Here is a 24,352-nt window from a genome sequence, read left to right on the forward strand (position 1 = left end):
TCCTTACAGCATGTTTTTAGATTGAAGGAAATCACGCGCCACCTGCTGATATGACTGGTGATCGATATCAACACGCTTGTTCATCTCGGTAATCGCTTCGTCAGTGATCAGCGGTGACAGTTGATTGAGTGCTGCGTCAAGTCCCGGATGGCTTTCCAGCACATCCTTGCGCACGACTGGCGTGACGTTGTAACTTGGGAAGAAGTGCTTATCATCTTCCAGCACCTTGAGTTCAAAGCCTTTTACACGGCCATCGGTGGTATAAATCAAGCCCGCATCAACGAAACCATCGCGCACTGCGTTGTACACCAACCCCGGATCCATTTGGCGAATCTGCGGGCGATCCAGCGGCATGTTGTAGGCTTTTTGTAACGGCTTCAGGCCATCGGAACGGCCGGAGAACTCTAAGTCGAGTCCTAGCTTCCAGTTGTGGTCAGGGTCGGTTTTGCGCACCTGTTCCAGTTTGGCAACCAGTTGAGACATGGTGCTGATGCCTTCTTTATCAGCACGGTCACGCTGCATGGCAAACGCATAGGTATTGTTCATTGGCGCGGGGTCGAGCCAGACCAAACCCAATTTGGCATCAAGCTGTTTAACGGTTTTATAAGCCTCTTCTGAAGACATCGGTTTGTTGATGTGATTAAAGATAATGAGCGATGTGCCGGTATACTCCCAGGTCATATCAATTTGTTTATTGATCATCGCGTTACGACCAATGGTGGTGGCGATATTGGTCTTGGGAACCACCTGGAAACCTTTCTTTTGCAGCCAGAGCACGGTCATAGCAGACAAAATATGCTGCTCGGTAAAGCTCTTGGTCGCCATCACAATTGGCGTTGCTGCGGCAGCGGTTTGGCTGATGGCGAGCGTGGCGGCCAGTGCCAGCGCGGTGTGTTTCACCCAGCTTGTTAAATTATGCGTTTTACCCATCACTTAGCTCCTTGTGTTAAGCCGCAGAGTGCGGGCTGAGGAAACGACCCAACGCTGCCAGCAGCATGTCGAGGATCAGTGCAAACAGCGCAGTGGCCACAGCACCGAGAATCAAAGTCGGGAAGTCATTGAGATAGATGCCGGGGAAAATCAGTTCACCATAGCTGCTGGCACCAATCAGGAAGGCCAGCGGTGCAGTACCGACATTGATGGCCGTGGCGATGCGCACACCTGCCAGAATCACTGGCAAGGCGTTGGGAATTTCTACCTGAAGCAGACGCTGAAACTTAGTCATGCCGATACCGTTAGCGGCTTCGATCAGCGACGGCGGCACCGCGCTTAAACCGGCAAAGGTATTACGCACAATGGGTAACAAGGAGGCGAGGAACAGCGCGATGATGGCCGGGCGGTCACCAATGCCGACGATGACCATCGCCAATGCCAGTACTGCCAGCGGTGGCAAGGTGTTGCCGACATTGAAAATCTGCATCACGTACTCTGCCCAGCGGCGGGCGAAGGGGCGGCTCAATAACACACCACTGGGAATGCCGACCAGCAGCGCGAACAACATTGACCAAAACACCAGGAACATATGCTGCTGACCCAGATAAATGAGGTCTTCCTGGCGGTCGCGCAGTGTGTTAAATCCGATGCCCCAAACCAGCAGTGCAATCACCGCGACGATAGCCATCAGTGCCAGCCCGGCCTGACGGACGAGCGATGCATTTTGCATGCGAGAGTCTCCCTGATTCGACAAATTGTTCGATCGTGTGATGTCATTTCACGGTTGAAGGCGTAGCGAACAATAACCGCATACGAAAATCCTTCGACCCATTAAATTGCAGTTAAAATGACTGTTAGATACTGCTTTTCCAGTGAATAACTGGAAAGTGGTGTTAAAAGCTATAGCAATGCTTAGTGTAGAGCGCCAGTTTTTACGGCAAAATCAGACAGATAGAAGGGTGGCAAAATCCGGCTCAAGCCGCATGAAATAGGGGATTGGCTGACAATAAAAAAAATTCATCGAAATGGGTGACGTTGTCACAACGAGGGCGCACGCAGAGGAAACTGGGGTGAAGGAAAATCAGCTAGCCTTGAAACAAAAAAGGGAGACCTATGACTGAAACTGCAGAATTGAACACGGAACATCGCCACTGGATACTCATCGCCTGCATGTTAGCGATGTTTATGGCCGCGATTGAAGTCACCATCGTGGCGACCGCGATGCCCACCATCATTGCCGAACTCGGCGGGTTCTCGCAGTTTGGCTGGGTCTTCTCTATCTATCTGCTGACGCAGGCGGTGAGTGTTCCGATCTATGGTCGGCTGGCGGATATGTGGGGCCGCAAAAGACTGTTCTTCATCGGCGTATCACTGTTCCTGATCGGATCCGTGCTATGCGGTTTTGCGCACAGCATGACGTGGCTAATCCTGTTCCGCGCGTTTCAGGGGCTCGGAGCCGGTGCCATCATGCCGCTCACCAGCACCATCGTGGCCGACATCTATTCTCCGCGCGAGCGTGCCAACGTTCAGGGCTGGCTATCCAGCGTGTGGGGCGTAGCGGCGATTATTGGGCCATTGAGCGGCGCCTGGCTGGTACAGCACTTTAACTGGTCGGTGATTTTCTGGGTCAACGTGCCAATCGGCCTGTTTTCCATGCTGCTGCTCGCGCGGTTTTTACCGGCGCGTGAGCATCACAAAGAGGCAACCCTGAATCTTACCGGCAGCTGCTGGCTGATGATTTGTGTCACCGCGCTGTTGGTTGCGTTGTTGCAGGCGGATGCCCTCGGCTATTGGCTGTTGGCTTTCCTGTTATTAGCACTGCTGGCGGGCTGGCAGTTAAAACAGCACGAACAACGTGCTGAGGCACCGCTGTTTCCTCTGGCTATCTGGCGCAGTCGTTTAATTTTGGCAGGCAACGCGGGCAATCTGATTATCGGTGCCACCATGATGGGCATCAGTGCTTTTCTGCCGACGTGGATTCAGGGCATCACCGGTGGCACGCCGCTGCAGGCGGGCAGCGCGCTGGCGATGATGTCGATTGGCTGGCCGCTCGCCAGTACGCTGAGTGGCCGATTGATGCTGGTCACGTCTTATCGTTTTACCGCGCAGCTCGGGGCATTTTTGCTAGTTGCCGGCAGTGCGCTGTTGCTGCTGTTGCGTACTGACAGTTCAATCATGCAAGCCGGACTCACCGCTTTTGTCATCGGCACCGGCATGGGCATGACCAGCACCACCTTTTTGGTGTCGGTGCAGAACCACGCGCATTACGACATTCGTGGCATCTGCACCGCCTCAATTATGTTTAGCCGCATGCTGGGTTCGGCCATCGGCACTGCGTTGATGGGGGCGGTTCTGAACGTTAACCTTGCGCAGCGTTTGCCGCAGGCCAACGATCCGATGCAGCAAATCATGTCACATGAGAGCCGTCAATCTCTGCCAGAAGCCACGTTGCATCAGTGGACCAGTCAGATCGCCGCCTCGCTGCATTGGGTCTTTGTGGTGTCGTTGGTGATTGCGATGTTGACGTTGTGGATTGCGTGGTTGATGCCGCGCCAGCGTCCAGAGGCAGAATAGAAAAGGGCGGCCATTAGCCGCCCGTTAATCAGACTACTGCGCGGGGGCATCCTGTGAACTGCCTGCGCTTGCCGGGACATCACTTTCGGTGTCGCGGCCATTTTTCTTGTAAACGATTTTCTGGCTGTCATTTTCGCAATGACCGACCACCTGGCCGCCCGCTTGATCCGCCTGATCGTTAGGCACGATATCCAGCGAGAAATCCGATTCGGCCACGCCGTTACTGACGATCTTCTTGCTGATATCCGCTTTGACGCTTTCACAAGAGGCCTGTGCCAGCACCGGTAGCGCCAGCATCGCCATCAACATTACTGCATTACGTTTTTTCATCACTCTCTCCTTGGTTCTGAATTCCCTTGAAAACTATAGCAGCAACAGCGAATTAAGGTGCGACCGGACGACCGCTACGACGATCAAGGCAGCGCAGGGTATTCGGTTCCCAATACGCATTGACGTTATAGCTTTTCTCGCAGCTGTCACGGGTGTCAAAAGCCTTATCGGTTTTATCGAACTCTTTCTCGACGCGCGTATTGACCTTATTGCGCAGATTTTTTGTGTCGTTCCACTGTTCTTTGCTTTGACGCGCGGCTTCGTTGCTGGAAGCACTGTTGCCATTTTCGATAATCAGGCGGTCAGTTTGCGCTGACGCCAGCGGTGCGGCCAGCAGCGCGCTGGCGCTTATAGCCACGGTCAGCATGAGAGAAAACAGATTTTTCATTGTGATTTCCTTTAGTTAACACCAGCACAGCCAGAAACCCGGCTGTCACAACCATGGGAGCTAGTATATCATCGCTGCAACTTTGCTCACCAGCGGTGAGCCTTTTGTTTAGGCGAGAGAGAGATTTTCTATGCTGGTGAAAACCACTTTACTGTTTTTTTAACTGCGATTGCCGAAATTGTTGGCTGTTTCCTGCCGTGGCTGTGGCTGAAGAAGGGGATGACCGCGTGGTTATTGCTGCCTGCCGCGGTGAGTCTGGTCCTGTTTGTCTGGCTGCTGACGCTACATCCGGCGGCGAGCGGTCGCGTGTATGCCGCTTACGGTGGTGTTTATGTGGTGACGGCGCTGATTTGGCTGCGCGTGATAGATGGCGTCAAGCTCAGTACGTGGGATTGGGTGGGCGCATTGGTCGCGTTTAGCGGCATGTTGATTATTGTCGCCGGTTGGGGCCGGGCGTAAGCGAAGGGCGCAGCATATGCGCCCTCTGATATCCATCAGCCTTTATGTATTTTCAAGCCGGCCAGCGTCTGCGACACCGGCATGATCTCCAGCGTATTGATATTGACGTGCTTAGGCAGCGTCGTCACCCAATACACCGCTTCAGTAACATCTTCTGCTGTCAGCGCGGTGGTGCCTTCGTAAACGGCATCTGCACGACCATCATCCCCTTTGAAGCGCACATTGGAAAACTCAGTGCCGCCCACCAGGCCCGGTTCGATATCGGTGACGCGCAGGGCGGTACCGTGCAAATCGGTACGCAGGTTCAAGCTGAACTGGCGTACGAACGCTTTGGTCGCGCCATAAACATTGCCGCCCTGATAAGGCCAGCTGCCAGCGATAGAACCGATGTTAACGATATGTCCGACATTGCGCTCTACCATGGCGGGCAGTACCGCACGCGTCATGTACACCAATCCTTTGTTGTTGGTGTCGATCATGTTTTCCCAGTCTTCAATATTAGCTTTATGAGCGGGTTCCACGCCCAGCGCCAGACCGGCGTTGTTCACCAGGACATCAATATTGCGCCATTCAGCCGGTAACGCGGCAATCACTTCATCGATGGCGGCGCGGTTACGCACATCCAGTTGAACGGTGTACAGATTGTCGCCAAGCTCATCTTTCAACTCTTTCAAACGCTCAGCGCGGCGTCCGCTGGCAATCACTTTATGGCCATTAGCAATAAAGCGACGAGTAATACTTTGACCAAAACCCGCGGTGGCGCCAGTAACAAAAATAATCATCTCACTGTTCCTTAAGCAATTGTACGTCAATGTTAACCAATTGATTTTAAATATAAAACCAACAATGAAACTCTTGTGAATGTCGCAGGGCTGCAATCGCATTCATTGTTTATCATCTGATTTCGCTAGCTTGTTCAGACAGAAATTCAGCTTCCCGTTTTACCGACCCTATCATAAACCATCAGCGCCTGCTCATGACCTATCTGCTTTGCGACAAATATGGGATTAGCACCTCTAGCAGGCGTCTAACGGGAGGCTGGATGATTAAGGAAGTTAATAGATAGCGCTCAAGTCCATCACTCAGGATGGCGGATAACATCATGATATAACGAGTGAAAAATCCATGGCGTTTCGTTTATATTCCACTATGAGCTACAATTTTGCTTGAGGTCGAAGCATAGCCAGATTCTCAGGAGATATAACGGTGGACAACTTAGATAAAATTTTAGGCGAAGCTGCTTACCAGATTCTCGTACGCCGAGAAAAAATCAATGTTGTGCAGTTGAATATTCAACTTCGCACCATGGCCGACGAAGCCGCTTCAATTCTGCAGAAACAGGCGATTTTCTCAGCAATAGATTGGCTGCATGATTACCGCCCATTGTCGTCCGGCGAGCCGAGTCATCATTCCCCTGTCGGTGAACTTATACAGGGTGAACACGGCATATCTCTTATCGGGTCAGATTGCGCGAAAAGTAGCGATTAATCCTGCCTGCGCGCAGATCCATAAGCATTTCAGTGCCCTTGTCGCATGAGGGATTTCGTCATCCTGAATTTTAAATGGGCGATGTAGCACTTTTTGCAAAAAAAGATGGCGCGTGATTTATATATTTTGTACAGCTTTGCGTGAGGCTGTACAACTTTACAGGCAAGCTTGCCTGAGTAACTTGAGAGGGTTAACACATGCGCCAAAATGGATATGCTCAGAACTCAACTGAAGCCATTGCTCTTTATTTTAGTAAAGCTTCCCTGCCATCTCAGCAGGAAACGCTTGGCCAGATTGTTGTTGAAATCCTCAGAGAGGGTAGAAATTTAAACCGAAAATCTCTTTGCACTAAGCTTCTGCGTCGAATGGAAGTCTCCTCTAGTGCCGAAGAAGAGCACCATTACCACCAACTGATTGGTCTTTTGTTTGATCGAGAAGATTAATAGACAATTTTATGGCAAAAATCGACTGCTCCTCCTCTCCGAATTTGCATGCTGTGATATTAACCCGCTGTAACATCTTCAGGCTGCCAGATGCAGTCTGAAGATGTAGTGACGGAAATAGCAAATTTTGAGCCGTGAAAGAGAAGAATATGAACAACATTGAACGTCAGCAATTAATTGATGAGATTCTGGGTGAAGCGACCTTAACGCTGTTACAGAAAGCGGGTCCAATTTCTTTCAGAGCCCTCTTAGAACAGCTTCAATCTATGAAGGATATCTCGAACAATCCTGAACGGCAGGAACTCCTCGCGCTGACAATAGCAGAAGTCAGAAAAAGTGTTATAGAAGGTGATGCTACGAGGCAGCGAACAGATAAAGAAATTAAAAGCACTCAGCGCCTTTATACTGAATCGACGCATTCAGACAGAAACAGTAAGCATTAAGTGTATTGTGCTAAATGCGGATGTCGTATGTTCGGGAAAAATAATATTGGAAAAATCATTCAGAATATGAGCGATATTACCCACGTCTTAACTAAAACTGACTTAGCCGAACGTTTGAGCCGGATTTAATCCCTGATAACTGTGCTGGATAGCCTATTGATCAATGCATCATCTTTGACAACAACCGGATCAGCGTTTCGTACCGTTCAATAACCACGCTGTCTGCTTCATTCTCTTTGAGCCTCTGGAGAGTGATGGAGATGTCGTGAGCCTCAAAGGAAAGACCACTCCGAATAAATTCCGACATTGTTGAGCCTAATAGAGCCAAAATGTCCTTGGTGATATGGGCATCATCGTTTAACACCGCGCCCCCGCACTCTGATTTAAAAAAACAGTCTGACATATCAAAGCCTACTCTCATACCTCTTTATTTCTTTCGCTGAAAAAACGCACACTCACTATTAAGAAGAATTCAATGCAACGTGACTGTTAAGTATGAGTTTTCTAACAGATGCCGCTCCGCTTAATTAATTGTCTTAAGGCGTTAATTTTAAGCTATTGATGTTTTCCCACTTCTTAAATGCTGCAAAAATGGAAAATAAACTTAAGGCGAGCGCACAAGTCAATTTAAGCGAGGCGCTACGTGCTGCGGCTTTCACGCTAGCGGCATTGAACAGGGTAAGAGCAATGATTTCATGCCGTTTTTCAGGATATAGCGTTGCTGCGCGAAAGACATTTAAATAGGGTGCGGTCTCAAGGACCTTGAACCCTGAATTTAAACTGAGTTAAACGACAACGGCGTTTTGATTAGCGGATAATAAAGAAGGGGGATTTTGACCGTCACCCAGTTAGATAGCCGGTGACGGTCAGGTACAGACGCTTAACTAAATGGTGTTAAGGCCATCTGATGTCGATCTGAAGCGTAGTCAGGGGTTAATGGCGCGGCGTCCTCTTCAACCTGGAACTGCGTCACTGACTGCTGCAAATTCACCACTTGCTGTTGCAATGAGCTGGCAGCGGTAGCCACTTCAGCCACCAGCGAGGCATTCTGCTGGGTCACACCATCCATCTGCTGGATAGCGATATTGATCTGCGAGATACCGCGGGTCTGCTCGCCGGAGGCCAGCATCACTTCATCCATGATATCGACCACTTTCTTCACATCGAGCATCACTTCATTCATGGTAATGCCAGCATCTTTGACCAATCCTGAACCCTGCTCAATATTGTTCAGCGAGTCATTGATCATCAGGCCAATCTCCTTCGCGGCGGTGGCGCTGCGCTGTGCCAGCACCCGAACTTCTGAAGCGACCACCGCAAAACCGCGTCCTGCTTCACCGGCGCGTGCGGCTTCAACGGCCGCATTAAGGGCCAGCAGGTTGGTCTGAAACGCAATGCCATCGATCACTCCGACAATGTCGCCAATTTTAGCCGAGCTTTTCTCGATTGAACTCATGGTGGTCACCACTTCCGACACCACCGTTGCGCCACGCGACGCAGAATCGGAGGCCTTCTGCGACAGGGCGTTGGCCTTGCGCGTGTTGTCCTCGTTGTTTTTCACCGTGGCCATAATCTGCTCCATGCTGGAAGCCGTCTCATCCAGAGAAGCCGCCTGCTGTTCGGTGCGGCTGGAAAGATCGATATTACCGGTGGCGATCTCTTCCACACCGGATCCAATCGCATCCGTGCCACTACGGACCATCAGCACCATGTTTACCAGGCCTTCGCGCATACGCTGTACGCCAGCAAACAACTGCGCGATTTCGTTTCTGCCCGAAATGTCGATGCGCGCGCGCAGGTCTCCTTCGGCGATGCGATCAAATACGGTAATCACGTTATTGAGCGGCTTAACGATCAGATTGGTCATCACCGACCAGGCCAGTCCGGCTAGCACTAATGCACAAGCGATGCAGATATACAGTGTTAACGCCATCCGATTGACGCGATCGCTGGAGTCGCTGTAGGCGACATCAATGCTGTTGATTTTAAACGCCACCAGCGCTTTGGAGGCTTTATCAAAAGCGCCATACAGTGAGGTGGATTTCCCCGCCCGCTGGCGATATTCATCCAGTTTTCCTGCTTCAAGTGCAGCAAAGGCCGGATCAATAAACTCCTTCATCAGCGCCTCACGCGTCGTTGCCATTTCAGCAGCAATTGGCTTCTCCGCCGGAGATTGCGGATATTTCAGGTATTCCTGCCATTTAGCACTGGCGTTATCTACCTTTCCTCTGGCGCGTTCCAGCGCGACTTTGGCTTTCTCTGTGTCACCACTGCCGACCAATGATTCATATAAACGCAAATCCAATCGTCCGCGTAATAAGAGTTCTGAACTTTCATTGAGCGCAACCAGTCCCGGCAAAACTTCTGTATCGACGGTGGCAAAAGATTTATTGCCGGACTGCACGGCAAATAACCCTAAAATACCCACGAACAGCAACAGTGCCGTTAATGAAAACACCATGATGCTGAGCGCTGTGCGGATCTTTATTCTACGAAACATAGACTATTCCCTGAGAACGTTTAATTGAAAAAGATGAAGGTAGTGGCGAATATGACTTTTTTATTAAAACAGGAAGCGTATGGCTGACTTCCTGCTGTGAAACGAAATGAGTGCTTAAGGTGTTGGGGCAGTGGCCAGGAAGCTCTTGAGTTTTTGATTATAAAACTTCGCCTGCATCATGGTGCCGTGGCCGCTGGTCTCCGCACTGGCCGGAATAAGCAGTAATTCTGCTTTCTTTATCTTAGGCAATTCACTCTGCAGAATGCCGGTTTCCACCGGGTTACGTTCATCATCTGCTGAATTAATGATCAGCATCGGCGCGCTAATGCGGCTTAATCCAGGCATCGCGTTATAATTTGCCGATGAACCCCAGATATAAATGAAATCGTTGGCATCCGCCGTGACAGGCGCAGCAAGGCGTGCATCCACCAGTTTATCCGCCAGCGCCCGCGTCGGGGCTTTGTGCTGATAAGCCAGCGTGCCGCCGGTGGTGGCAATGCTGAACATGATATTAGCGGTTTTGAGAGTAGGAGGTTGCTGCTGATAGTTGCCTTCTGCCCAGGCAGGATCGCCTTTGATCGACTCAATTAGCATGCGGCGCAGCATCCAGTTGCGACCGGATAACTCATTCGGCTGCGATGCCATAGGAACCAGTGCATCCATCATGCCGGGATATTTTTCACCCCACAGCCACGTTTGCATGCCGCCCATGGAATAGCCCATCACCAGGCGTAAATGCGAAATGCCTAAACCTTCTTTAATCAGCCGATATTGTGCCGTCACCATATCGTCATAATCATAATGCGGGAAGGTCATTTTCAAACCATCAGAAGGCTTGGATGACTTTCCGGATCCGATGCCTTCCGGAATGATAATAAAATACTTGCTGGCATCCAGCGCTTGTCCCGGACCAAATAACTCTCCGGCGAACCCCGGTGCCAGCAATGCGCTTAGAGGTTGATTGGTTCCGTGCAGTAATAATACCGCTGGTTTATTCTTATCACCTAAAGTAATGTAGTGAATGCGCACATCTTTAAGTTTTTCACCGCTATTAAAGCTAAATTCTTTAGCGGTCCAGTCGGCTTCTGTCGGCGTGGTTAATGAGCTGGCGGCGTGCGTTAAGGGTGATAAAGCTAACAGAATGGCACTGGCCACTCCTGATATCATGCGATTAAACATAAATGTCGCTCATAAGTAATGGTGTCCCCTGGAGGGCAGATATTAGTTTTAATAGAGAGAAATCCCAATTAATATCAACGGTATTAAAGGAAAAGCAGACAATAATCTTAATTTTTGAGTTTTAACAACACGAATTTAATTCGGTTGTTCTTAAGCTAATACATCTGGGCGGTAGCACGATTTTCTCTCATATCGAATAGATTCAGCCTTTTCATATTTTAAGCCCTGTGCGAAATTTTCGGCCCCGCATCGTCTTACTTTCAACATTCGCGCACGAAAAGCGTGCAGCACTGCACCTCAATAGCGCAGGCTATTGACCCTCATCTCTCTCATTCAGACCTATTTTCATCTCATCAAACGCGCTCAACGGATTAGCAACCGTTTGCTATTTTTCGCAATCGGTTGCGCATTCGATTGCGATGATAAATTGCCGAACGGAAGGTGGCTGCATAGATAAGGCATTGAAATTTAACAATATAATTCAATTCAATATTTGGCATGCCACTTGCAATAAATTCTTAAGGCCATTACCTGCAATCTTACTTCTCAAGGAATCGTTATGCCTTACGCCTCTGAAACGCTGCTGCGCGCCAGCTTTTTTGATTTCACCGCACTGGCTTCTCAGCCCGATGATATCGCTGCGCATGCGCGCTACCTCGAAGACGGCTTGCTGACGTTGCGCGAGGGTAAGGTGGTGTCGCTTGAAAGCTGGGAGATCGCGGAAGGGCGCGTTGATGCCGCCACGGTGATCGATCTGCGCGGCAAGCTAATTGTGCCGGGCTTTGTGGATACACATATTCATTACCCACAAACGGAGATGATTGGCGCATTTGGCGAACAGCTGCTGGAGTGGCTGAACCAATATACTTTCCCGGTAGAGAGCCAATATCACTGCCCGGATCACGCGGCGCAGATGTCGGCCTTCTTCCTGCAACAACTGTTGTCTAACGGCACCACCACCGCGCTGGTGTTTGGTACGGTGCACAAACAATCGGTCGATGCGTTGTTTCAGGCCGCGCAACAGCTTGATATGCGTCTGATTGCCGGAAAGGTGATGATGGACCGCAACGCACCGGAGTATCTGACTGAAACGCCGGAAGAGAGCTATCAGGACACGCGTGAGCTGATTGAACGCTGGCACCAGCGTGGGCGTCTGAGCTACGCACTGACGCCACGATTCGCGCCAACTTCCTCGCCAGAACTGCTGGAAAAGTCCGTCAACTGCGCAGCGAGTTCCCGGATATCTGGCTGCACACCCACCTGAGCGAAAATCAGCAGGAGATCGCGTGGGTCAAATCGCTGTTCCCGGAGCGGGACGGCTATCTCGATGTTTACCACCATCATCAGCTTACGGGTAAGCGCAGCGTATTTGCGCACTGCCTGCATCTGGAAGAGAACGAATGGCAATGCCTGCACGAGACTGACTCTTCCATCGCATTTTGTCCGACGTCGAACCTGTTTCTTGGCAGTGGCCTGTTCAATATCAAACGCTGCTGGCAGCAGGGCGTGCGCATGGGCATCGGCACCGATGTTGGCGCAGGCACCACCTTTAATATGCTGCAAACGCTGGGCGAAGCGTACAAAGTTGGGCAGCTGCAACAGTACAAACTCAGCGCCTGCGAAGCCTTTTACCACGCGACGCTGGGCGGTGCGCATGCGCTGGATATCGACGATAAGATTGGCAACTTCAATCCCGGCAAAGAAGCGGATTTCGTGGTGATCGACCCGGCGGTTTCGCCGCTGCAAAAGCTGCGTAGCGCCAACAGCAAAGATATCTGGGAGCGCTTATTTGTGATGATGACGCTGGGAGACGATCGCAATATTGCGCAAACCTGGGTCAGTGGCAAACCGGTGTGGCAGCGCGACCGAGAAGAGGCAATCGTATGATCCAGTTTCTGCTGAATAATCGGCTGGTCACCGAAACGGCCTTAGACCCGAATCTGACTGTGCTTAACTACCTGCGCAGCCATCAACAGCGGCGGGGGACCAAAGAGGGTTGCGCATCAGGTGACTGCGGCGCCTGTACGGTGACGCTGGGAAAAGTGGTGGCGGGGCGTATGCAGTATCAGGCCATCAACAGTTGCCTGACGCTGGTTAGCAGCCTGCAAGGCAAACAGCTGATCACCGTGGAAGATTTGAAACAGGGCCGTGAACTGCACAGCGTGCAGCAGGCGATGGTGGATTGCCACGGCTCGCAGTGCGGCTACTGCACGCCAGGCTTTGTCATGTCGCTCTTTACCCTGCAAAAAAATACTCAGGGCTGGGATAAGCAGCAGGCTGAACATGCATTAGCGGGCAATCTGTGTCGCTGTACGGGTTATCGGCCAATTATGGCTGCCGCACAGCAAGCCTGTGAGCAACCCGCAGAAGATAATTTTAGGGCGGATGAGTCGGCACTGGTTCAGCGCTTACAGGCGTTGAATAACCGGGAAGTACAAATTCTCGAAGCCAACGGTAGCCGCTGTTTCGTCCCTAAAACCCTGGCACAATTAGCGGCGTTGTATCAGCAGTATCCTGAAGCGCGACTGTTGGCCGGTGGCACCGACCTCACATTACAAATTACCCAGCAGTATCAACGTTTACCGCTGCTAATCGCGCTGGAACAGGTTGAGGCGTTAAGCGTCTGTACTGAAGATGAACAGGAGATTCATCTTGGCGCTGCTGCGCCGCTTCATCATTGCTATCACTTCCTGGCCACGACAATACCGGCCTTCAGTGCCACGCTGGAGCGTTTTGCATCCTTGCAGATCCGTAATCAAGGCACGCTCGGCGGTAATATCGGCAACGCGTCGCCCATCGGAGATTGTGCGCCGATGCTGCTGGCACTCAATGCGCGACTGGTGTTGCAGCAGGGAGAAAATATACGTGAAGTTCTGCTGGATCAGTTCTTCACCGGCTATCGGCAAACGGTGATGCAGCCAGGCGAATTCATCCGTACCATTGTGATTCCTAAAGTGACGGTGTCACCTAATTTTGTGGCATGGAAAGTCGCTAAACGGCTGGATGACGATATTTCGGCAGTGTTTATCGCCATTAACATTCAGCTCGATAAGGGTGTGGTGCAGCAGGTGCGACTGGCGTTTGGCGGGATGGCGGCAACGCCTAAACGCGCAACCGCAGCCGAGGCCGCCCTCATCGGTCAGCCTCTGAACCAATCATCCATTGAACAAGCCTGTGCGGCGCTTAGCCAGGATTTCCAGCCGCTAAGCGATTTCCGCGCCAGCGCCGACTACCGCTTGCAGGTGGCACGCAATCTGTTGCGTCGCTACTACGCGCAAACCTGTGGCGAACTGACCCTTACCGAGGTGGCGCGCTATGTCTCATAACCGACCCGAACTCAGCGAAACGTTATTAAAAAGCCAGTTTGCCAGCGCAATGAAAACCGGCGTGGGCCGCAGTCAGAAGCATGAAAGCGCCGATAAACACGTCACGGGTGAAGCGATTTATATTGATGACAGGCCGGATCTGCCTGGTTTGCTGCATTTGTGCCCGCGTCTGAGTGAACATGCGCATGCGCGGATCACACATATCGATGTGCAGCCTTGCTATGCCGTGCCTGGCGTGGTGAGCGTGCTAACCTGGCGCGATGTGCCGGGGCTGAATGATGTGGGCCCGTTAGAGCCGGGCGATCCGTTACTGGCAATGGATACCGTGGAGTATCTCGGTCAGATTGTTATTGCGGTGGCCGCGGATTCACCTGAAGCCGCACGCGCCGGTGCCGCCGCCGCCATCATTGAATACCAGCCGTTGCCGGCGATTCTGGATGTGCGTGACGCACTGGAGCAGCATCACTTTGTGCAGCAGCCGCACGTTCATCAGCGTGGTGATGCTGAAGCGGCGCTGGCGCGTGCGCCTCATCGCATTCAGGGTGAATTCCACATTGGCGGGCAGGAGCACTTCTATCTGGAAACGCAGACCGCGTTAGTGATTCCTGGCGAAGATGACAACCTGCAGGTTTTCTCCTCGACGCAAAACCCAACTGAAGTGCAGAAGCTGGTGGCCGAAGTGATGGACATCACCATGAACAAAGTCACCATCGATATGCGTCGGATGGGCGGTGGATTTGGCGGTAAAGAGACGCAGGCTGCGGGCGTGGCCTGCCTGTGTGCGATTGCCGCGCGACAAACGCGGCGTCCGGCAAAAATGCGCCTGGCGCGACGCGATGACATGCGCATCACCGGCAAGCGCCATCCGTTCTTTGTTCGTTACGATGTCGGTTTTGATGATGAGGGCCGCTTCTGCGGCGTCAAAATCGATCTGGCGGGTAACTGCGGCTATTCCCTCGATCTCAGCGGATCGATCGTCGATCGTGCGATGTTCCACGCGGATAATGCCTATTACCTGGGTGATGCGCATATCACCGGCTATCGCTGCCGCACGCACACCGCGTCAAATACCGCCTATCGCGGGTTTGGCGGCCCTCAGGGGATGGTGGCGATTGAGCAGATCATGGATCACATCGCCCGCGAGCGCGGTCTGGACCCACTCGAACTGCGTAAGCGCAACTATTACGGCAAGCAGGAGCGCAACATCACCCATTACCATCAGCAGGTGGAGGATAATTTGCTGGTGGAGATGACGGAGCAGCTGGAAGCCAGCAGCGATTACGCCACGCGCCGGGCGGATATTAGCGCGTTTAACGCCAGCAACCGTTTTATGAAACGTGGTCTGGCTTTAACTCCGGTGAAGTTTGGCATCTCCTTTACCTCCAACTTCCTCAATCAGGCCGGTGCCTTAATTTTGATTTACACCGATGGCACGGTGCAGCTTAATCACGGTGGCACTGAAATGGGTCAGGGATTGAACACCAAAGTGGCGCAGATTGTGGCAGAAGTGCTGCAAATCGATATCAGCCAGATTCAGGTCACGGCAACCGATACTGGTAAAGTGCCGAACACCTCACCGACTGCGGCCTCCAGCGGGGCCGATCTCAACGGCAAAGCGGCGCAGAACGCCGCGCAGATATTGCGCGATCGCATGACGGAGATGCTGTGTCAGCAGCACCACTGCACGGCCGACGCCGTCTCCTTTAGCAACGGCATTGTGCGCGTCGGCGAGCAGCACTTCACCTTTGCGCAGGTGGCGCAGCAGGCGTGGCTGAATCAGGTACCGTTATCCGCCACTGGATTTTACAAAGTGCCCGGCATCCATTACGACCGCAACGCCGGACGCGGCAAACCTTTCTATTACTTCGCATATGGCGCAGCGTGCTGCGAAGTGTTGGTGGATACCCTAACCGGCGAATACCGTTTGCTGCGGGCGGATATCCTGCATGACGTTGGCGCCTCGCTCAATCCGGCGCTGGATATTGGGCAGGTGGAGGGCGGTTTCGTGCAGGGCATGGGCTGGTTAACCTGCGAAGAACTGGTGTGGAACGATCGGGGCAAGCTGCTCACCGACGGCCCGGCGAGTTACAAAATTCCCGCCATCAGCGATGTCCCACATGATTTGCGCGTCACGCTGGTAGAGAACCGTAAAAATCCGCAGGACACGGTGTTCCATTCGAAAGCCGTGGGTGAGCCGCCGTTTATGCTGGGCATTGCGGTGTGGTGTGCATTGCAGGACGCGGTTGCCAGCGTGGATAACTATCGCCGGCATCCGCAATTGGATGCCCCCGCCACGCCGGAGCGCGTTTTCTGGGGCGTGCAGCGCCTCTCAGGAGCGGATGATGATTTATCATGACTGGATCGCTGTGTTGCACAGTCTGCGCGAAAAACGTGAGAGCTGCGTTTTAGTCACCGTACTGAGCCAGCGCGGATCGGTCCCGCGCGATCGTGGCAGTAAAATGGTGGTCAGCGCCAGCGACACCTATCTCACCATTGGCGGCGGCCATCTGGAATATCAGTGTATTGCGCTGGCGCGCGACATGCTGGCACAGCGTTGTGTGGAGCCGCGCAGCGAAGAGTTTGCGCTGGCCGCACGCCTTGGCCAGTGTTGCGGCGGGCATGCCACGCTGCTGTTTGAACCGCTGATGCAGCAGCAACCCGAAATCCAGCTGTACGGCGCAGGCCACGTCGGCCAGGCGCTGGTGAACCTGCTGGCTACGTTACCCTGTCACATCACCTGGATTGATAGCCGCGCCGCCCAGTTTCGCCACGTGCCGCCGGGCGTCACCGTGCGTCAGGTGGAGGACCCGATTGATTGCGTTAAAGAAGCCGCGCCGGACAGCTATTTCATTGTGATGACCCACGACCATCCGCTGGATTTGGCCTTGAGTGAAGCCATTTTACGGCGCGGCGATTTTCGCTACGCCGGTGTTATCGGCTCGGCCACCAAAGCCCAGCGCTTTCGCTATCGGCTGGAAGGCAAAGGCATTGCTGCGGATGCGCTGGCCCGGCTGCGCTGCCCACTTGGACTGCCGGATGTGAAAGGCAAACTGCCGGCGGAAATTGCCGTGGCAGTGGCGGGCGAGATCATCAGTGTGTATCAGCGTCAGCAGAGCGGTTGTTGAGTGGCGTTGAAACTGCCAGGATAGAAGCATCCCGCCGCACCGGTTGCGGCGTTGCTGATTATCAGGAGCGATAATGACTTCACGAGCCAATCCGTTTTTCACCGTCAGTTCATTGCCATATCACACTCCGCCTTTTGACCTGATCGAGGAAGCCGATTTTCTCCCGGCGCTTGAAGCGGGTATCGAAGAGAAGCGTCAGGAAATTGCCGCCATCGCTAACAATCCTGAACCTGCTACTTTTGCCAACACCTATGAAGCCCTGGAACGCAGCGGGCAGTTGCTGAGCCGCGTTAATCTGGTGTTCGGTGCGATGACCTCAGCCAACACCAGTGATGTGTTGCAGGAAGTTGATGAGCTGATCACGCCTAAACTCACGGCGCTAAATGATGAGATCCATCTCAACAGCCAACTGTTTGCCCGCCTCGACAGCGTTTATCAGCATCGCGGTTCAGCCTGTCCGGATGCGGAGGCGATGCGCCTGGTGGAAGTGACCTGGCAGCATTTCCAGTTAGCCGGGGCCAGCCTGAACGATGCGGATAAAGAGCAATTGCGCACCTGCAACCAGGAACTCGCCACGCTGAGCACCCGTTTTGGCAACAAGCTGCTGGCGGCGACCAAAGCGGGCGCGTATACGGTGAGCAGTGTGGCGGCGCTGGCGGGATTGAGTGACGAAGAGCTGGCGCATGCCAAAGCTGCGGCGGAAGCACGTGGATTGCACGGCGAATGGTTGCTGGCGTTGCAAAACACCACGCAGCAGCCCGCGTTGCAGTCGCTGGAAGTGCGCGCCACGCGTGAAGCACTGTTCAATCAGGCACTCACGCGCAGCGAACAGGGCGATGACAATGACACGCGTGCGATTGTATTACGCATGGCACAGCTGCGCGCAGAGCAGGCAAAGCTGCTCGGTTTCAATACTTACGCCGAGTGGAGCATGCAGGATCAGATGGCGAAAACGCCGGATGCTGCCTTTGCATTTATGCGCAACATCGTTCCGGCTGCGCGTGCCCGCGCCGAGCGAGAAGCGGCAGATATCCAGCAACGCATCGAGCAGCAGCACCACACTTTCCCGCTACGCGCCTGGGACTGGAATTTCTACGCTGAACACGTGAGAAAAGCCAAATACGCCCTGGATGAGAGCCAAATCCGCCCGTACTTTGAGCTGAATAATGTGCTGGAAAAGGGCGTGTTCTGGTCCGCCAGCCAGCTGTTTGGCATCCGCTTCCAGCAGCGACACGATCTGCCGGTGTATCATCCTGACGTCAACGTTTATGAAATCTTTGATGCTGACGATACGCCGCTGGCGCTTTTCTATACCGACTTCTACAAGCGTGATAACAAAAGCGGCGGCGCCTGGATGAGCAACTTCGTTGATCAGACCACGCTGCTTGGCACCAAACCGGTGATCTACAACGTCTGCAACTACACCAAACCGCAGGCCGGGCAACCCGCGTTACTCAGCTGGGATGAGGTGATTACGCTGTTCCACGAATTCGGCCATGCGCTGCACGGCCTGTTTGCCACCCAGCGATATCCGAGCCTGTCCGGCACCGCAACGCCGCGCGATTTCGTTGAGTTTCCTTCGCAGATTAATGAGCACTGGGCCAGCGATGAAGCGGTGTTTGCCAACTACGCCCGTCATTACCAAAGTGGTGATGCGATGCCAGTAGAGCTGCGTGAGAAGATGGTGCGCGCGTCTAAGTTCAACAAGGGCTACGACATGACCGAACTGCTGGCGGCGGCATTGCTGGATCTGCAATGGCATTCGCTGACCACGCATGACAACCCGCAGGACGTCAGCCACTTTGAACTGCAGGCGCTGGCGGTGGAAAACATCGCGTTAACCACCGTACCGCCGCGTTATCGCTCCACCTATTTCCGTCATATCTGGGGCGGAGGCTATGCGGCCGGTTATTACGCCTATATCTGGACGCAGATGTTGGCCGATGATGGTTATCAGGCCTTTGTTGAACGTGGTGGGTTGAGCCGTGAGAATGGCCAGCATTTCCGCGATCATATTCTTTCACGCGGTAACAGCAGCGATCTGCAGCATCTGTGGCTGGCGTGGCGCGGCAAAGCACCGGAGATTGGTCCGATGCTGAAGAATCGCGGTTTAGAAGAGGCGTGATAAGCAGGGCGCACGGCGTGTAGTGAACCCCGACGTTCCAACGAGTATGGGGTCATTCCAGCGGTGCGCCATGGCGTTAACCCAGCGGACCACCTTCAATGGTGTCGCACATGCCGGCCAGAACGCGCTCGCCGGTTTCATTTTTCAAATCGGCATACCACGCAGCGGTGATTTCGGCATCTTTGGCATGCGTCACGTCGCAGCGTTTACGCGCTTTCAACACCAAATCCTTAGTGCGTTCCACGCGGCGCGCCTCGTAGCGCAGCAACCCATCTTCGATTCCCAACGAGTGCGAGGCCAGCGTCTGCGCCAGCACCACCGCATCTTCCATTGCCGCGCAACCGCCCTGGCCAATATCCGGCGTGGTGCTGTGTGCCGCATCGCCGAGCAATGCCACGCGACCTTTGACGAAACGGCTAAACGGCTCGATGTCATGAATTTCAACCCGATTGGTGGTGTCAGGATTGATACTGTCGATCAGGCGCTGGACCGGATCGGCCCAGCCGGTGAAGTAATTTTTCAAATCCTGGCGCAGGGTTGAACGATCTTCCGCTAACCCTTTGGGCAAAGGCACGTCAAAGAAGAAGTAAAAGCGGTTGCCGCTGACCGGCATTAAAGACACGCGCTTGCCTTCACCAACAAAGGTCGTCCATTGATCGGCTGGGGCAATGCTTTCATCGATGGTGACTAAGCCGTTCCAGTTAACATAGCCGGCGTAACGTCGTTGAACATTTTCACCCAGCACATAGTGGCGGATCACGGAATGCGTGCCGTCGGCGGCGATCAGAAAATCCCCTTCAGCCTGGCTGCCATCATCAAACCAGGCGGTAACGCCTGTGGCGCTTTGCTCGACTTGGGTCACGCGTTTACCAAACTGGATGCGTGAGCGACCATAGGTATCGATTAGCATCGCCTGCAACTCGGCACGTGCCACCGGATAAGGGTATTCGCCCACCTGCTGCACCAGCGGTGACAGGCTGAAGCGGGTCAGGGTGCTACCACTGTGCGCATCGTTGTAGGCCATAAACGCCATATTGCCGCCCAGTGCCTGCAGTTGCTGTTTCATGCCGAGCGCGTTCAGGCATTTTACGCCGTTGGGCCAGATCGAGATCGCCGCACCGACCGGCTTCATCTCTTTTACCGCTTCAAATACCGCGGTATCGAATCCCGCTTTCTCCAGCGCAATCGCCGTGCTCATGCCGCCAATGCCCGCTCCAATCACAATCGCTTTCATCACTCTCTCCTTTGTCTACCTGTACTTCCTTGCAACTTTCGTACCATCAGGGTTGTTATGACTGATTTTTACGTAAGGTGTTGATTTGTATTTAATATTCTTAATGACCTAAAGCGTATGTTGCACCGTTATTGCGCAATACTTTGCACAACAAGAGGGCAGTGAAAGCAGAGAGTGAATCGAATGTTCCAATATGGCGTTTAGCAGAGGAGAGGCCATACTGTTTAGAACCTTTTCGCGAGGAATTTCCCATGAAGTGGATAATGGTGTTGATGATGCTGTTCAGTGCAGGTGCGATGGCGCAAACCCAGTGGCAACCGGAAAGAAAAGCGCCGGTGGTGCAACTGACGCCGGTGGCGGCCAAATGTGACCTCTCTTCCTGCCAGCAAAACTGTTATGTGCAGCAATCACAGTGCAAAAATGACAGTGGCAGCGCCTGCGGATCGCTCGCACAAATTTGTGTACAAAACTGTTCGAGCCAGTGTCGCTAGATGAAATAAATCTGTCATAACAGGGTGCTAGCGTGTTTCCCCGGCAAGGTAATATTCTGATAACAGGGGAAAATAATGAAAACCCGCTACACACTGATTGCAACGGTTTTACTGCTGGCTCAACAGGCCCATGCGACAACGCTGCCGCAGGCGGCCGCACTGGCTGCGCAAACCTCAACCGGTTCAACGCCGGGCTATACGCAGCTGGAACAGCAGTCGCTGCAGGCTCAGCGCGACTGGCTGCAAGGCGACAGCGCGACACTGAAACGCGAGCAGCTGGAAAAAGCCAAACAGACCAGTACTCAGGCAGACAAAGCCTGGCTGAAGAGCAGCGGTTACGATTTCAACGTTAAACAGAATCAGCAGGCGGGTATCGCGCTGCTGTCTGCCTTTAGCACATTGCCAGACAGCGTGCTGAATGCCAGCCGCGCTACCGTGACTGATATCAACCTCAACGCCACGCAGAATGTTCGCCATCAGGCATTACAGGATGCGGAAGCGATCAGCTCGCTGTATTTCCTGTCTGATGCCATGGGACCGCGCCTCGGCAAAGCGTTCCTGACTGCTTATGACAAAGGCGAACTCAGCAAAGCCGCTGCACTGATCAAAGCCAGTGAAGTGAGCACCAGCGCCGCTAAAAAACATTTCAACTATCCGCGTCCGTTCCTGCATGAAGGCAACACCATTCACCTGGTGCCGGATGATGTGGTGGTGAAAGACAATGTGGGTTACACCGCTGACGGCGGTTCATTTCCGAGCGGTCACACCAACACCGGTTATACCGATGCGCTGCTGATGGCCGAAATGGTGCCGGAACGTTTTGAAGCGTTAGTGACACGCGGCGCGCGTTACGGTTATTCGCGTCTGGTATTAGGCGTGCACTATCCGCTGGACGTGATGGGTTCACGCATGGTGGCAGAGCGCAACGTGGCGACTTACCTCAACGACGCCCGCTATCAGGTGCTGTTTAAAGAGGCGCGTGATCAACTGCGCACCGCGCTGGAGAAAGAGTGCGGCACTTCGCTGGCTGAATGCGCACGCTCAACCGGCAAGGACGATCCTTACCGCGCGCCGGATATGAAGCAGTTCTATCGTTTCACCCTGAGCTACAATCTGCCGAAAGCTGACGTGAAAAACACGCCGGTTCAGGTGCCGCAAGGCGCAGAGATCCTGCTGAAAACCGCGCTGCCTAAACTGTCTGACGCGCAGATTCGTCGTTTGATGGTGAAAACCGCCTTGCCAAACGGTTATCCGCTGTCGGGTAACGCTGAGCAGTCCTTCTGGCAACGCGTCGATCTGACCGCCGCGTACAGCATGGCGAAGTGATAGTGATGCGGGCGCTGCATGACAGCGCCCGCATTTTAAACACTGGCATCAATCGACGATAAACAACTTCGCACCCTGCGTCGTGGAAGAGCGGTGCGCTTCGGCATTATCAGCCACCTGATAGCTCACCCCCGGCGTCAAAGTGAAGGTGCGGCCATCTTCCAGTTCGGTGATCATTTCCCCTTCCAGACACAGCAGGATGTGGCCTTTGCTGCACCAGTGATCGGCGAGATAGCCCGGAGAATACTCCACCATGCGCACGCGGATATCGCCAAAACGCTGAGTACGCCACAGCGCAAAACCGCTGTCACCCGGATGTTTTTCGGTTTCGAGGGTGCTCCAGTCGGTAATGCCAAACGGTAGTTGATTGATCTGCACGACGCTATCCTTATTGAATTCGACGAGATCACAACATACCGACTGACACAAAAATAACCAGCAAATTCAACCCACTTCGCGCCACATTTCGCTCATTGCCCGTTCAAGTCTTTTGAATACCCGATAGCGCGCATCATGAAATGCAAAGCGTTCCGGGCGTGGCTGCAACGCGCCGGGATTAATTTGTACCGCTTGCTCTACCGCCGCGGCCAGATCGGGCCAGACTCCCACACCAACGCCCGCGCAGAGTGCCGCACCTAACGCACCGGTTTCCTTGCACTCCGCTATACGAATCGGCATGCCTAACACATCAGCAAACATTTGCGGCCAGATACAGCTACGCGCCGCGCCGCCGGAGAGAATTGCATGGGTAAAAGGAATCCCTGCCGCCCGCAGGCGATCGATGTGCGCACGGTGGGCAAAGGTCACGCCTTCAAACAACGCAAACAGCATGTCCGCGCGCGTATGCCAGCCGCCCAATCCATAAAATCCCGCTTTGGCGGGTTCAGATTTACGACCGGAATAGAGGTACGGATGATACAGCGGCAGTTGCGCGTTGGGCTCGACATGCGCCACGGTATCGCTGCTGCGCGCGGCGCCATTTCCCGCGCGGCCATCATCGAATTCACGCAGGAACCAGTCGAGATTGGCCGCCGAAGTGGCACTGGCTTCAATCGCCATATAACGGTCATTTTCGATGATCGAGTTCATGAACACCGGGCGCTGATAGTCCGGTTTATCCACCACCACCTGATTGATACTCCAGGTGCCGGCCACAATCGACGCGTCTCCGGTTTTCACCACGCCGGAACCAATGGCGCTGGCCACCACATCAAAAATACCGGCCACCACCGGAATGCCTGCAGGTAATCCGGTGAGCTGCGCGGCGCGCGAGGTGACATGTCCGACAACCGCGCAGGATTCACGCAGCGACGGCAGCAGGGCAAGCGCCTCTTCGATCCCATACAGCGCCATCAACTCGCGGCTGTAATTGCGCTGGCGATAATCAATAAGCCCGGCACCGGCAGCATCAGAAAAGTCGGCGCTGACCGCACCACAGAGGAAATGGGCGATAACGTCTTTGGCACACAGCAAATGGCCAATCTGCGCCCAGCGCTCCGGCTGATGCTGTTTGATCCAGCTGATCAACACTGGCGTGGCCGCGGGCCAGGGTTTTTGCAGCGATAGCTGATAGATCGCTTTATCAACGCCGCTGGCTTCTAGCTGATGCACGGTGTCCATGGCACGATGATCGATAGATTGAATACCGAACAGCGGCTGCTGCTGTTTATCGAGCGCATACAAGCCGTTACCGTGACCCGCCGCGCCAACGGCGATCACTTCGTTTGCCGCGCTACCCGCCTGTTGCAGGCACCGACTCACCGCTTCGCTGACGCCGTGCCAGATATCTTCCACTGGACGCTCGGCATAACCTTCCTGCGGCTGGTGGGTTTCACCCGCGCATTCGGCCACCGACAGCACGCGACCACTCAGATCAAACAGTACTGCCTTGATCATGGTGTTACCGGCATCAATGCCGAGAAGTTGACTCATATCCGACTCCGTTGACTGGCGAAGACGGCGCACCGCTTAAGCGCCGGTGCAGGTAA

Annotated in this window: 20 protein-coding genes and 2 pseudogenes; 12 read left to right on the plus strand and 10 right to left on the minus strand. The window is 53.7% G+C overall.

Annotation, left to right across the window (positions count from 1 at the left end; all coding sequences use genetic code 11):
• Nucleotides 1-3: 3 nt before the first annotated feature.
• A complete protein-coding gene (locus HA45_RS26640) occupies nucleotides 4-930 on the minus strand; it encodes a glycine betaine ABC transporter substrate-binding protein (RefSeq protein ID WP_100700533.1) in 927 nt (308 codons plus the stop codon).
• Between the two features lie 16 nt (nucleotides 931-946).
• Nucleotides 947-1,621 (minus strand): osmoprotectant ABC transporter permease OsmY, encoded by a 675-nt coding sequence (gene osmY / locus HA45_RS26645; RefSeq protein ID WP_420849047.1) that lies wholly within the window; start codon nucleotides 1,619-1,621, stop codon nucleotides 947-949.
• A gap of 425 nt (nucleotides 1,622-2,046) precedes the next feature.
• On the opposite strand from osmY, the gene HA45_RS26650 reads away from it, so the two are divergent.
• Nucleotides 2,047-3,507 (plus strand): MDR family MFS transporter, encoded by a 1,461-nt coding sequence (locus tag HA45_RS26650; protein WP_100700531.1) that lies wholly within the window; start codon nucleotides 2,047-2,049, stop codon nucleotides 3,505-3,507.
• Nucleotides 3,508-3,540: 33 nt separating this feature from the next.
• On the opposite strand, the gene HA45_RS26655 is transcribed toward HA45_RS26650, so the two are convergent.
• Nucleotides 3,541-3,837, minus strand: a complete 297-nt coding sequence (locus HA45_RS26655; RefSeq protein ID WP_100700530.1) for a DUF1161 domain-containing protein — start codon at nucleotides 3,835-3,837, stop codon at nucleotides 3,541-3,543.
• A gap of 52 nt (nucleotides 3,838-3,889) precedes the next feature.
• On the minus strand, nucleotides 3,890-4,225 hold the full coding sequence (locus HA45_RS26660) for a DUF1283 family protein (RefSeq protein ID WP_100700529.1): 336 nt from the start codon (nucleotides 4,223-4,225) through the stop codon (nucleotides 3,890-3,892).
• Between the two features lie 130 nt (nucleotides 4,226-4,355).
• Between HA45_RS26660 and HA45_RS26665 the strand changes: the two are divergent.
• Nucleotides 4,356-4,684 (plus strand): annotated as a pseudogene (locus HA45_RS26665) (YnfA family protein).
• A gap of 35 nt (nucleotides 4,685-4,719) precedes the next feature.
• Here HA45_RS26665 and ydfG read toward each other — a convergent pair.
• A complete protein-coding gene (gene ydfG, locus HA45_RS26670) occupies nucleotides 4,720-5,466 on the minus strand; it encodes a bifunctional NADP-dependent 3-hydroxy acid dehydrogenase/3-hydroxypropionate dehydrogenase YdfG (RefSeq protein ID WP_100700528.1) in 747 nt (248 codons plus the stop codon).
• A 424-nt stretch (nucleotides 5,467-5,890) separates the two neighbouring features.
• Between ydfG and HA45_RS26675 the strand changes: the two genes are divergently transcribed.
• The 3 genes from HA45_RS26675 (at nucleotide 5,891) to HA45_RS26685 (ending at nucleotide 7,058) form a co-directional block, all read left to right on the plus strand.
• On the plus strand, nucleotides 5,891-6,172 hold the full coding sequence (locus HA45_RS26675; RefSeq protein ID WP_100700527.1) for a hypothetical protein: 282 nt from the start codon (nucleotides 5,891-5,893) through the stop codon (nucleotides 6,170-6,172).
• 197 nt (nucleotides 6,173-6,369) lie between these two features.
• Nucleotides 6,370-6,615 (plus strand): regulatory protein YcgZ, encoded by a 246-nt coding sequence (gene ycgZ, locus HA45_RS26680; RefSeq protein ID WP_100700526.1) that lies wholly within the window; start codon nucleotides 6,370-6,372, stop codon nucleotides 6,613-6,615.
• Between the two features lie 149 nt (nucleotides 6,616-6,764).
• Nucleotides 6,765-7,058, plus strand: a complete 294-nt coding sequence (locus tag HA45_RS26685) for a hypothetical protein (RefSeq protein ID WP_100700525.1) — start codon at nucleotides 6,765-6,767, stop codon at nucleotides 7,056-7,058.
• Nucleotides 7,059-7,938: 880 nt separating this feature from the next.
• Here HA45_RS26685 and HA45_RS26690 read toward each other — a convergent pair.
• Together HA45_RS26690 and HA45_RS26695 are read right to left on the minus strand one after the other, a co-directional pair.
• A complete protein-coding gene (locus HA45_RS26690) occupies nucleotides 7,939-9,558 on the minus strand; it encodes a methyl-accepting chemotaxis protein (RefSeq protein ID WP_100700523.1) in 1,620 nt (539 codons plus the stop codon).
• A gap of 114 nt (nucleotides 9,559-9,672) precedes the next feature.
• Nucleotides 9,673-10,737 (minus strand): alpha/beta fold hydrolase, encoded by a 1,065-nt coding sequence (locus tag HA45_RS26695; protein ID WP_100700522.1) that lies wholly within the window; start codon nucleotides 10,735-10,737, stop codon nucleotides 9,673-9,675.
• Nucleotides 10,738-11,554: 817 nt separating this feature from the next.
• Here HA45_RS26695 and guaD point away from each other — a divergent pair.
• The 5 genes and pseudogenes from guaD to dcp all read left to right on the plus strand — a co-directional run bounded on the left by guaD (nucleotide 11,555) and on the right by dcp (nucleotide 19,313).
• Nucleotides 11,555-12,624, plus strand: a pseudogene (gene guaD / locus HA45_RS26700) (guanine deaminase).
• The gene (gene xdhA / locus HA45_RS26705; protein WP_100700520.1) at nucleotides 12,621-14,063 is read left to right on the plus strand and encodes a xanthine dehydrogenase small subunit; all 1,443 of its coding nucleotides are present in this window, start codon (nucleotides 12,621-12,623) and stop codon (nucleotides 14,061-14,063) included. Before guaD ends, xdhA begins: the two are co-directional and overlap by 4 nt.
• The gene (gene xdhB, locus HA45_RS26710; RefSeq protein ID WP_100700519.1) at nucleotides 14,053-16,419 is read left to right on the plus strand and encodes a xanthine dehydrogenase molybdopterin binding subunit; all 2,367 of its coding nucleotides are present in this window, start codon (nucleotides 14,053-14,055) and stop codon (nucleotides 16,417-16,419) included. Before xdhA ends, xdhB begins: the two co-directional genes overlap by 11 nt.
• On the plus strand, nucleotides 16,406-17,188 hold the full coding sequence (gene xdhC / locus HA45_RS26715) for a xanthine dehydrogenase accessory protein XdhC (RefSeq protein ID WP_100700518.1): 783 nt from the start codon (nucleotides 16,406-16,408) through the stop codon (nucleotides 17,186-17,188). The genes xdhB and xdhC overlap by 14 nt, the downstream gene beginning before the upstream one ends.
• Nucleotides 17,189-17,261: 73 nt before the next feature.
• A complete protein-coding gene (dcp, locus tag HA45_RS26720) occupies nucleotides 17,262-19,313 on the plus strand; it encodes a peptidyl-dipeptidase Dcp (RefSeq protein ID WP_100700517.1) in 2,052 nt (683 codons plus the stop codon).
• 76 nt (nucleotides 19,314-19,389) lie between these two features.
• On the opposite strand, the gene hpxO is transcribed toward dcp, so the two are convergent.
• Nucleotides 19,390-20,547: an FAD-dependent urate hydroxylase HpxO gene (gene hpxO / locus HA45_RS26725; RefSeq protein WP_100700516.1), complete on the minus strand. Its 1,158-nt coding sequence runs from the start codon at nucleotides 20,545-20,547 to the stop codon at nucleotides 19,390-19,392.
• A 251-nt stretch (nucleotides 20,548-20,798) separates the two neighbouring features.
• On the opposite strand from hpxO, the gene HA45_RS26730 reads away from it, so the two are divergent.
• The gene (locus HA45_RS26730; protein WP_100700515.1) at nucleotides 20,799-21,038 is read left to right on the plus strand and encodes a hypothetical protein; all 240 of its coding nucleotides are present in this window, start codon (nucleotides 20,799-20,801) and stop codon (nucleotides 21,036-21,038) included.
• Between the two features lie 75 nt (nucleotides 21,039-21,113).
• A complete protein-coding gene (locus HA45_RS26735) occupies nucleotides 21,114-22,364 on the plus strand; it encodes an acid phosphatase (protein ID WP_100700514.1) in 1,251 nt (416 codons plus the stop codon).
• A gap of 48 nt (nucleotides 22,365-22,412) precedes the next feature.
• On the opposite strand, the gene HA45_RS26740 is transcribed toward HA45_RS26735, so the two are convergent.
• Nucleotides 22,413-22,742 (minus strand): DHCW motif cupin fold protein, encoded by a 330-nt coding sequence (locus HA45_RS26740; protein WP_100700513.1) that lies wholly within the window; start codon nucleotides 22,740-22,742, stop codon nucleotides 22,413-22,415.
• A 66-nt stretch (nucleotides 22,743-22,808) separates the two neighbouring features.
• Nucleotides 22,809-24,296, minus strand: coding sequence for an FGGY-family carbohydrate kinase (locus tag HA45_RS26745; protein ID WP_100700512.1), 1,488 nt, complete (start codon nucleotides 24,294-24,296; stop codon nucleotides 22,809-22,811).
• Nucleotides 24,297-24,352: the final 56 nt, after the last annotated feature.

This window comes from Pantoea rodasii (assembly GCF_002095465.1).
Lineage (GTDB): Bacteria > Pseudomonadota > Gammaproteobacteria > Enterobacterales > Enterobacteriaceae > Pantoea > Pantoea rodasii.

Coding starts and splice junctions, on each gene's coding strand:
- HA45_RS26690 (WP_100700523.1), bottom strand. CDS start 9,558: ATGTTTCGTAGAATAAAGATCCGCACAGCGCTCAGCATCATGGTGTTT.
- osmY (WP_420849047.1), bottom strand. CDS start 1,621: ATGGCTATCGTCGCGGTGATTGCACTGCTGGTTTGGGGCATCGGATTT.
- ycgZ (WP_100700526.1), top strand. CDS start 6,370: ATGCGCCAAAATGGATATGCTCAGAACTCAACTGAAGCCATTGCTCTT.
- HA45_RS26695 (WP_100700522.1), bottom strand. CDS start 10,737: ATGTTTAATCGCATGATATCAGGAGTGGCCAGTGCCATTCTGTTAGCT.
- HA45_RS26730 (WP_100700515.1), top strand. CDS start 20,799: ATGAAGTGGATAATGGTGTTGATGATGCTGTTCAGTGCAGGTGCGATG.
- HA45_RS26650 (WP_100700531.1), top strand. CDS start 2,047: ATGACTGAAACTGCAGAATTGAACACGGAACATCGCCACTGGATACTC.
- HA45_RS26660 (WP_100700529.1), bottom strand. CDS start 4,225: ATGAAAAATCTGTTTTCTCTCATGCTGACCGTGGCTATAAGCGCCAGC.
- xdhC (WP_100700518.1), top strand. CDS start 16,406: ATGATTTATCATGACTGGATCGCTGTGTTGCACAGTCTGCGCGAAAAA.
- HA45_RS26745 (WP_100700512.1), bottom strand. CDS start 24,296: ATGAGTCAACTTCTCGGCATTGATGCCGGTAACACCATGATCAAGGCA.
- HA45_RS26655 (WP_100700530.1), bottom strand. CDS start 3,837: ATGAAAAAACGTAATGCAGTAATGTTGATGGCGATGCTGGCGCTACCG.
- xdhB (WP_100700519.1), top strand. CDS start 14,053: ATGTCTCATAACCGACCCGAACTCAGCGAAACGTTATTAAAAAGCCAG.
- dcp (WP_100700517.1), top strand. CDS start 17,262: ATGACTTCACGAGCCAATCCGTTTTTCACCGTCAGTTCATTGCCATAT.
- ydfG (WP_100700528.1), bottom strand. CDS start 5,466: ATGATTATTTTTGTTACTGGCGCCACCGCGGGTTTTGGTCAAAGTATT.
- xdhA (WP_100700520.1), top strand. CDS start 12,621: ATGATCCAGTTTCTGCTGAATAATCGGCTGGTCACCGAAACGGCCTTA.
- HA45_RS26640 (WP_100700533.1), bottom strand. CDS start 930: ATGGGTAAAACGCATAATTTAACAAGCTGGGTGAAACACACCGCGCTG.
- HA45_RS26685 (WP_100700525.1), top strand. CDS start 6,765: ATGAACAACATTGAACGTCAGCAATTAATTGATGAGATTCTGGGTGAA.
- hpxO (WP_100700516.1), bottom strand. CDS start 20,547: ATGAAAGCGATTGTGATTGGAGCGGGCATTGGCGGCATGAGCACGGCG.
- HA45_RS26735 (WP_100700514.1), top strand. CDS start 21,114: ATGAAAACCCGCTACACACTGATTGCAACGGTTTTACTGCTGGCTCAA.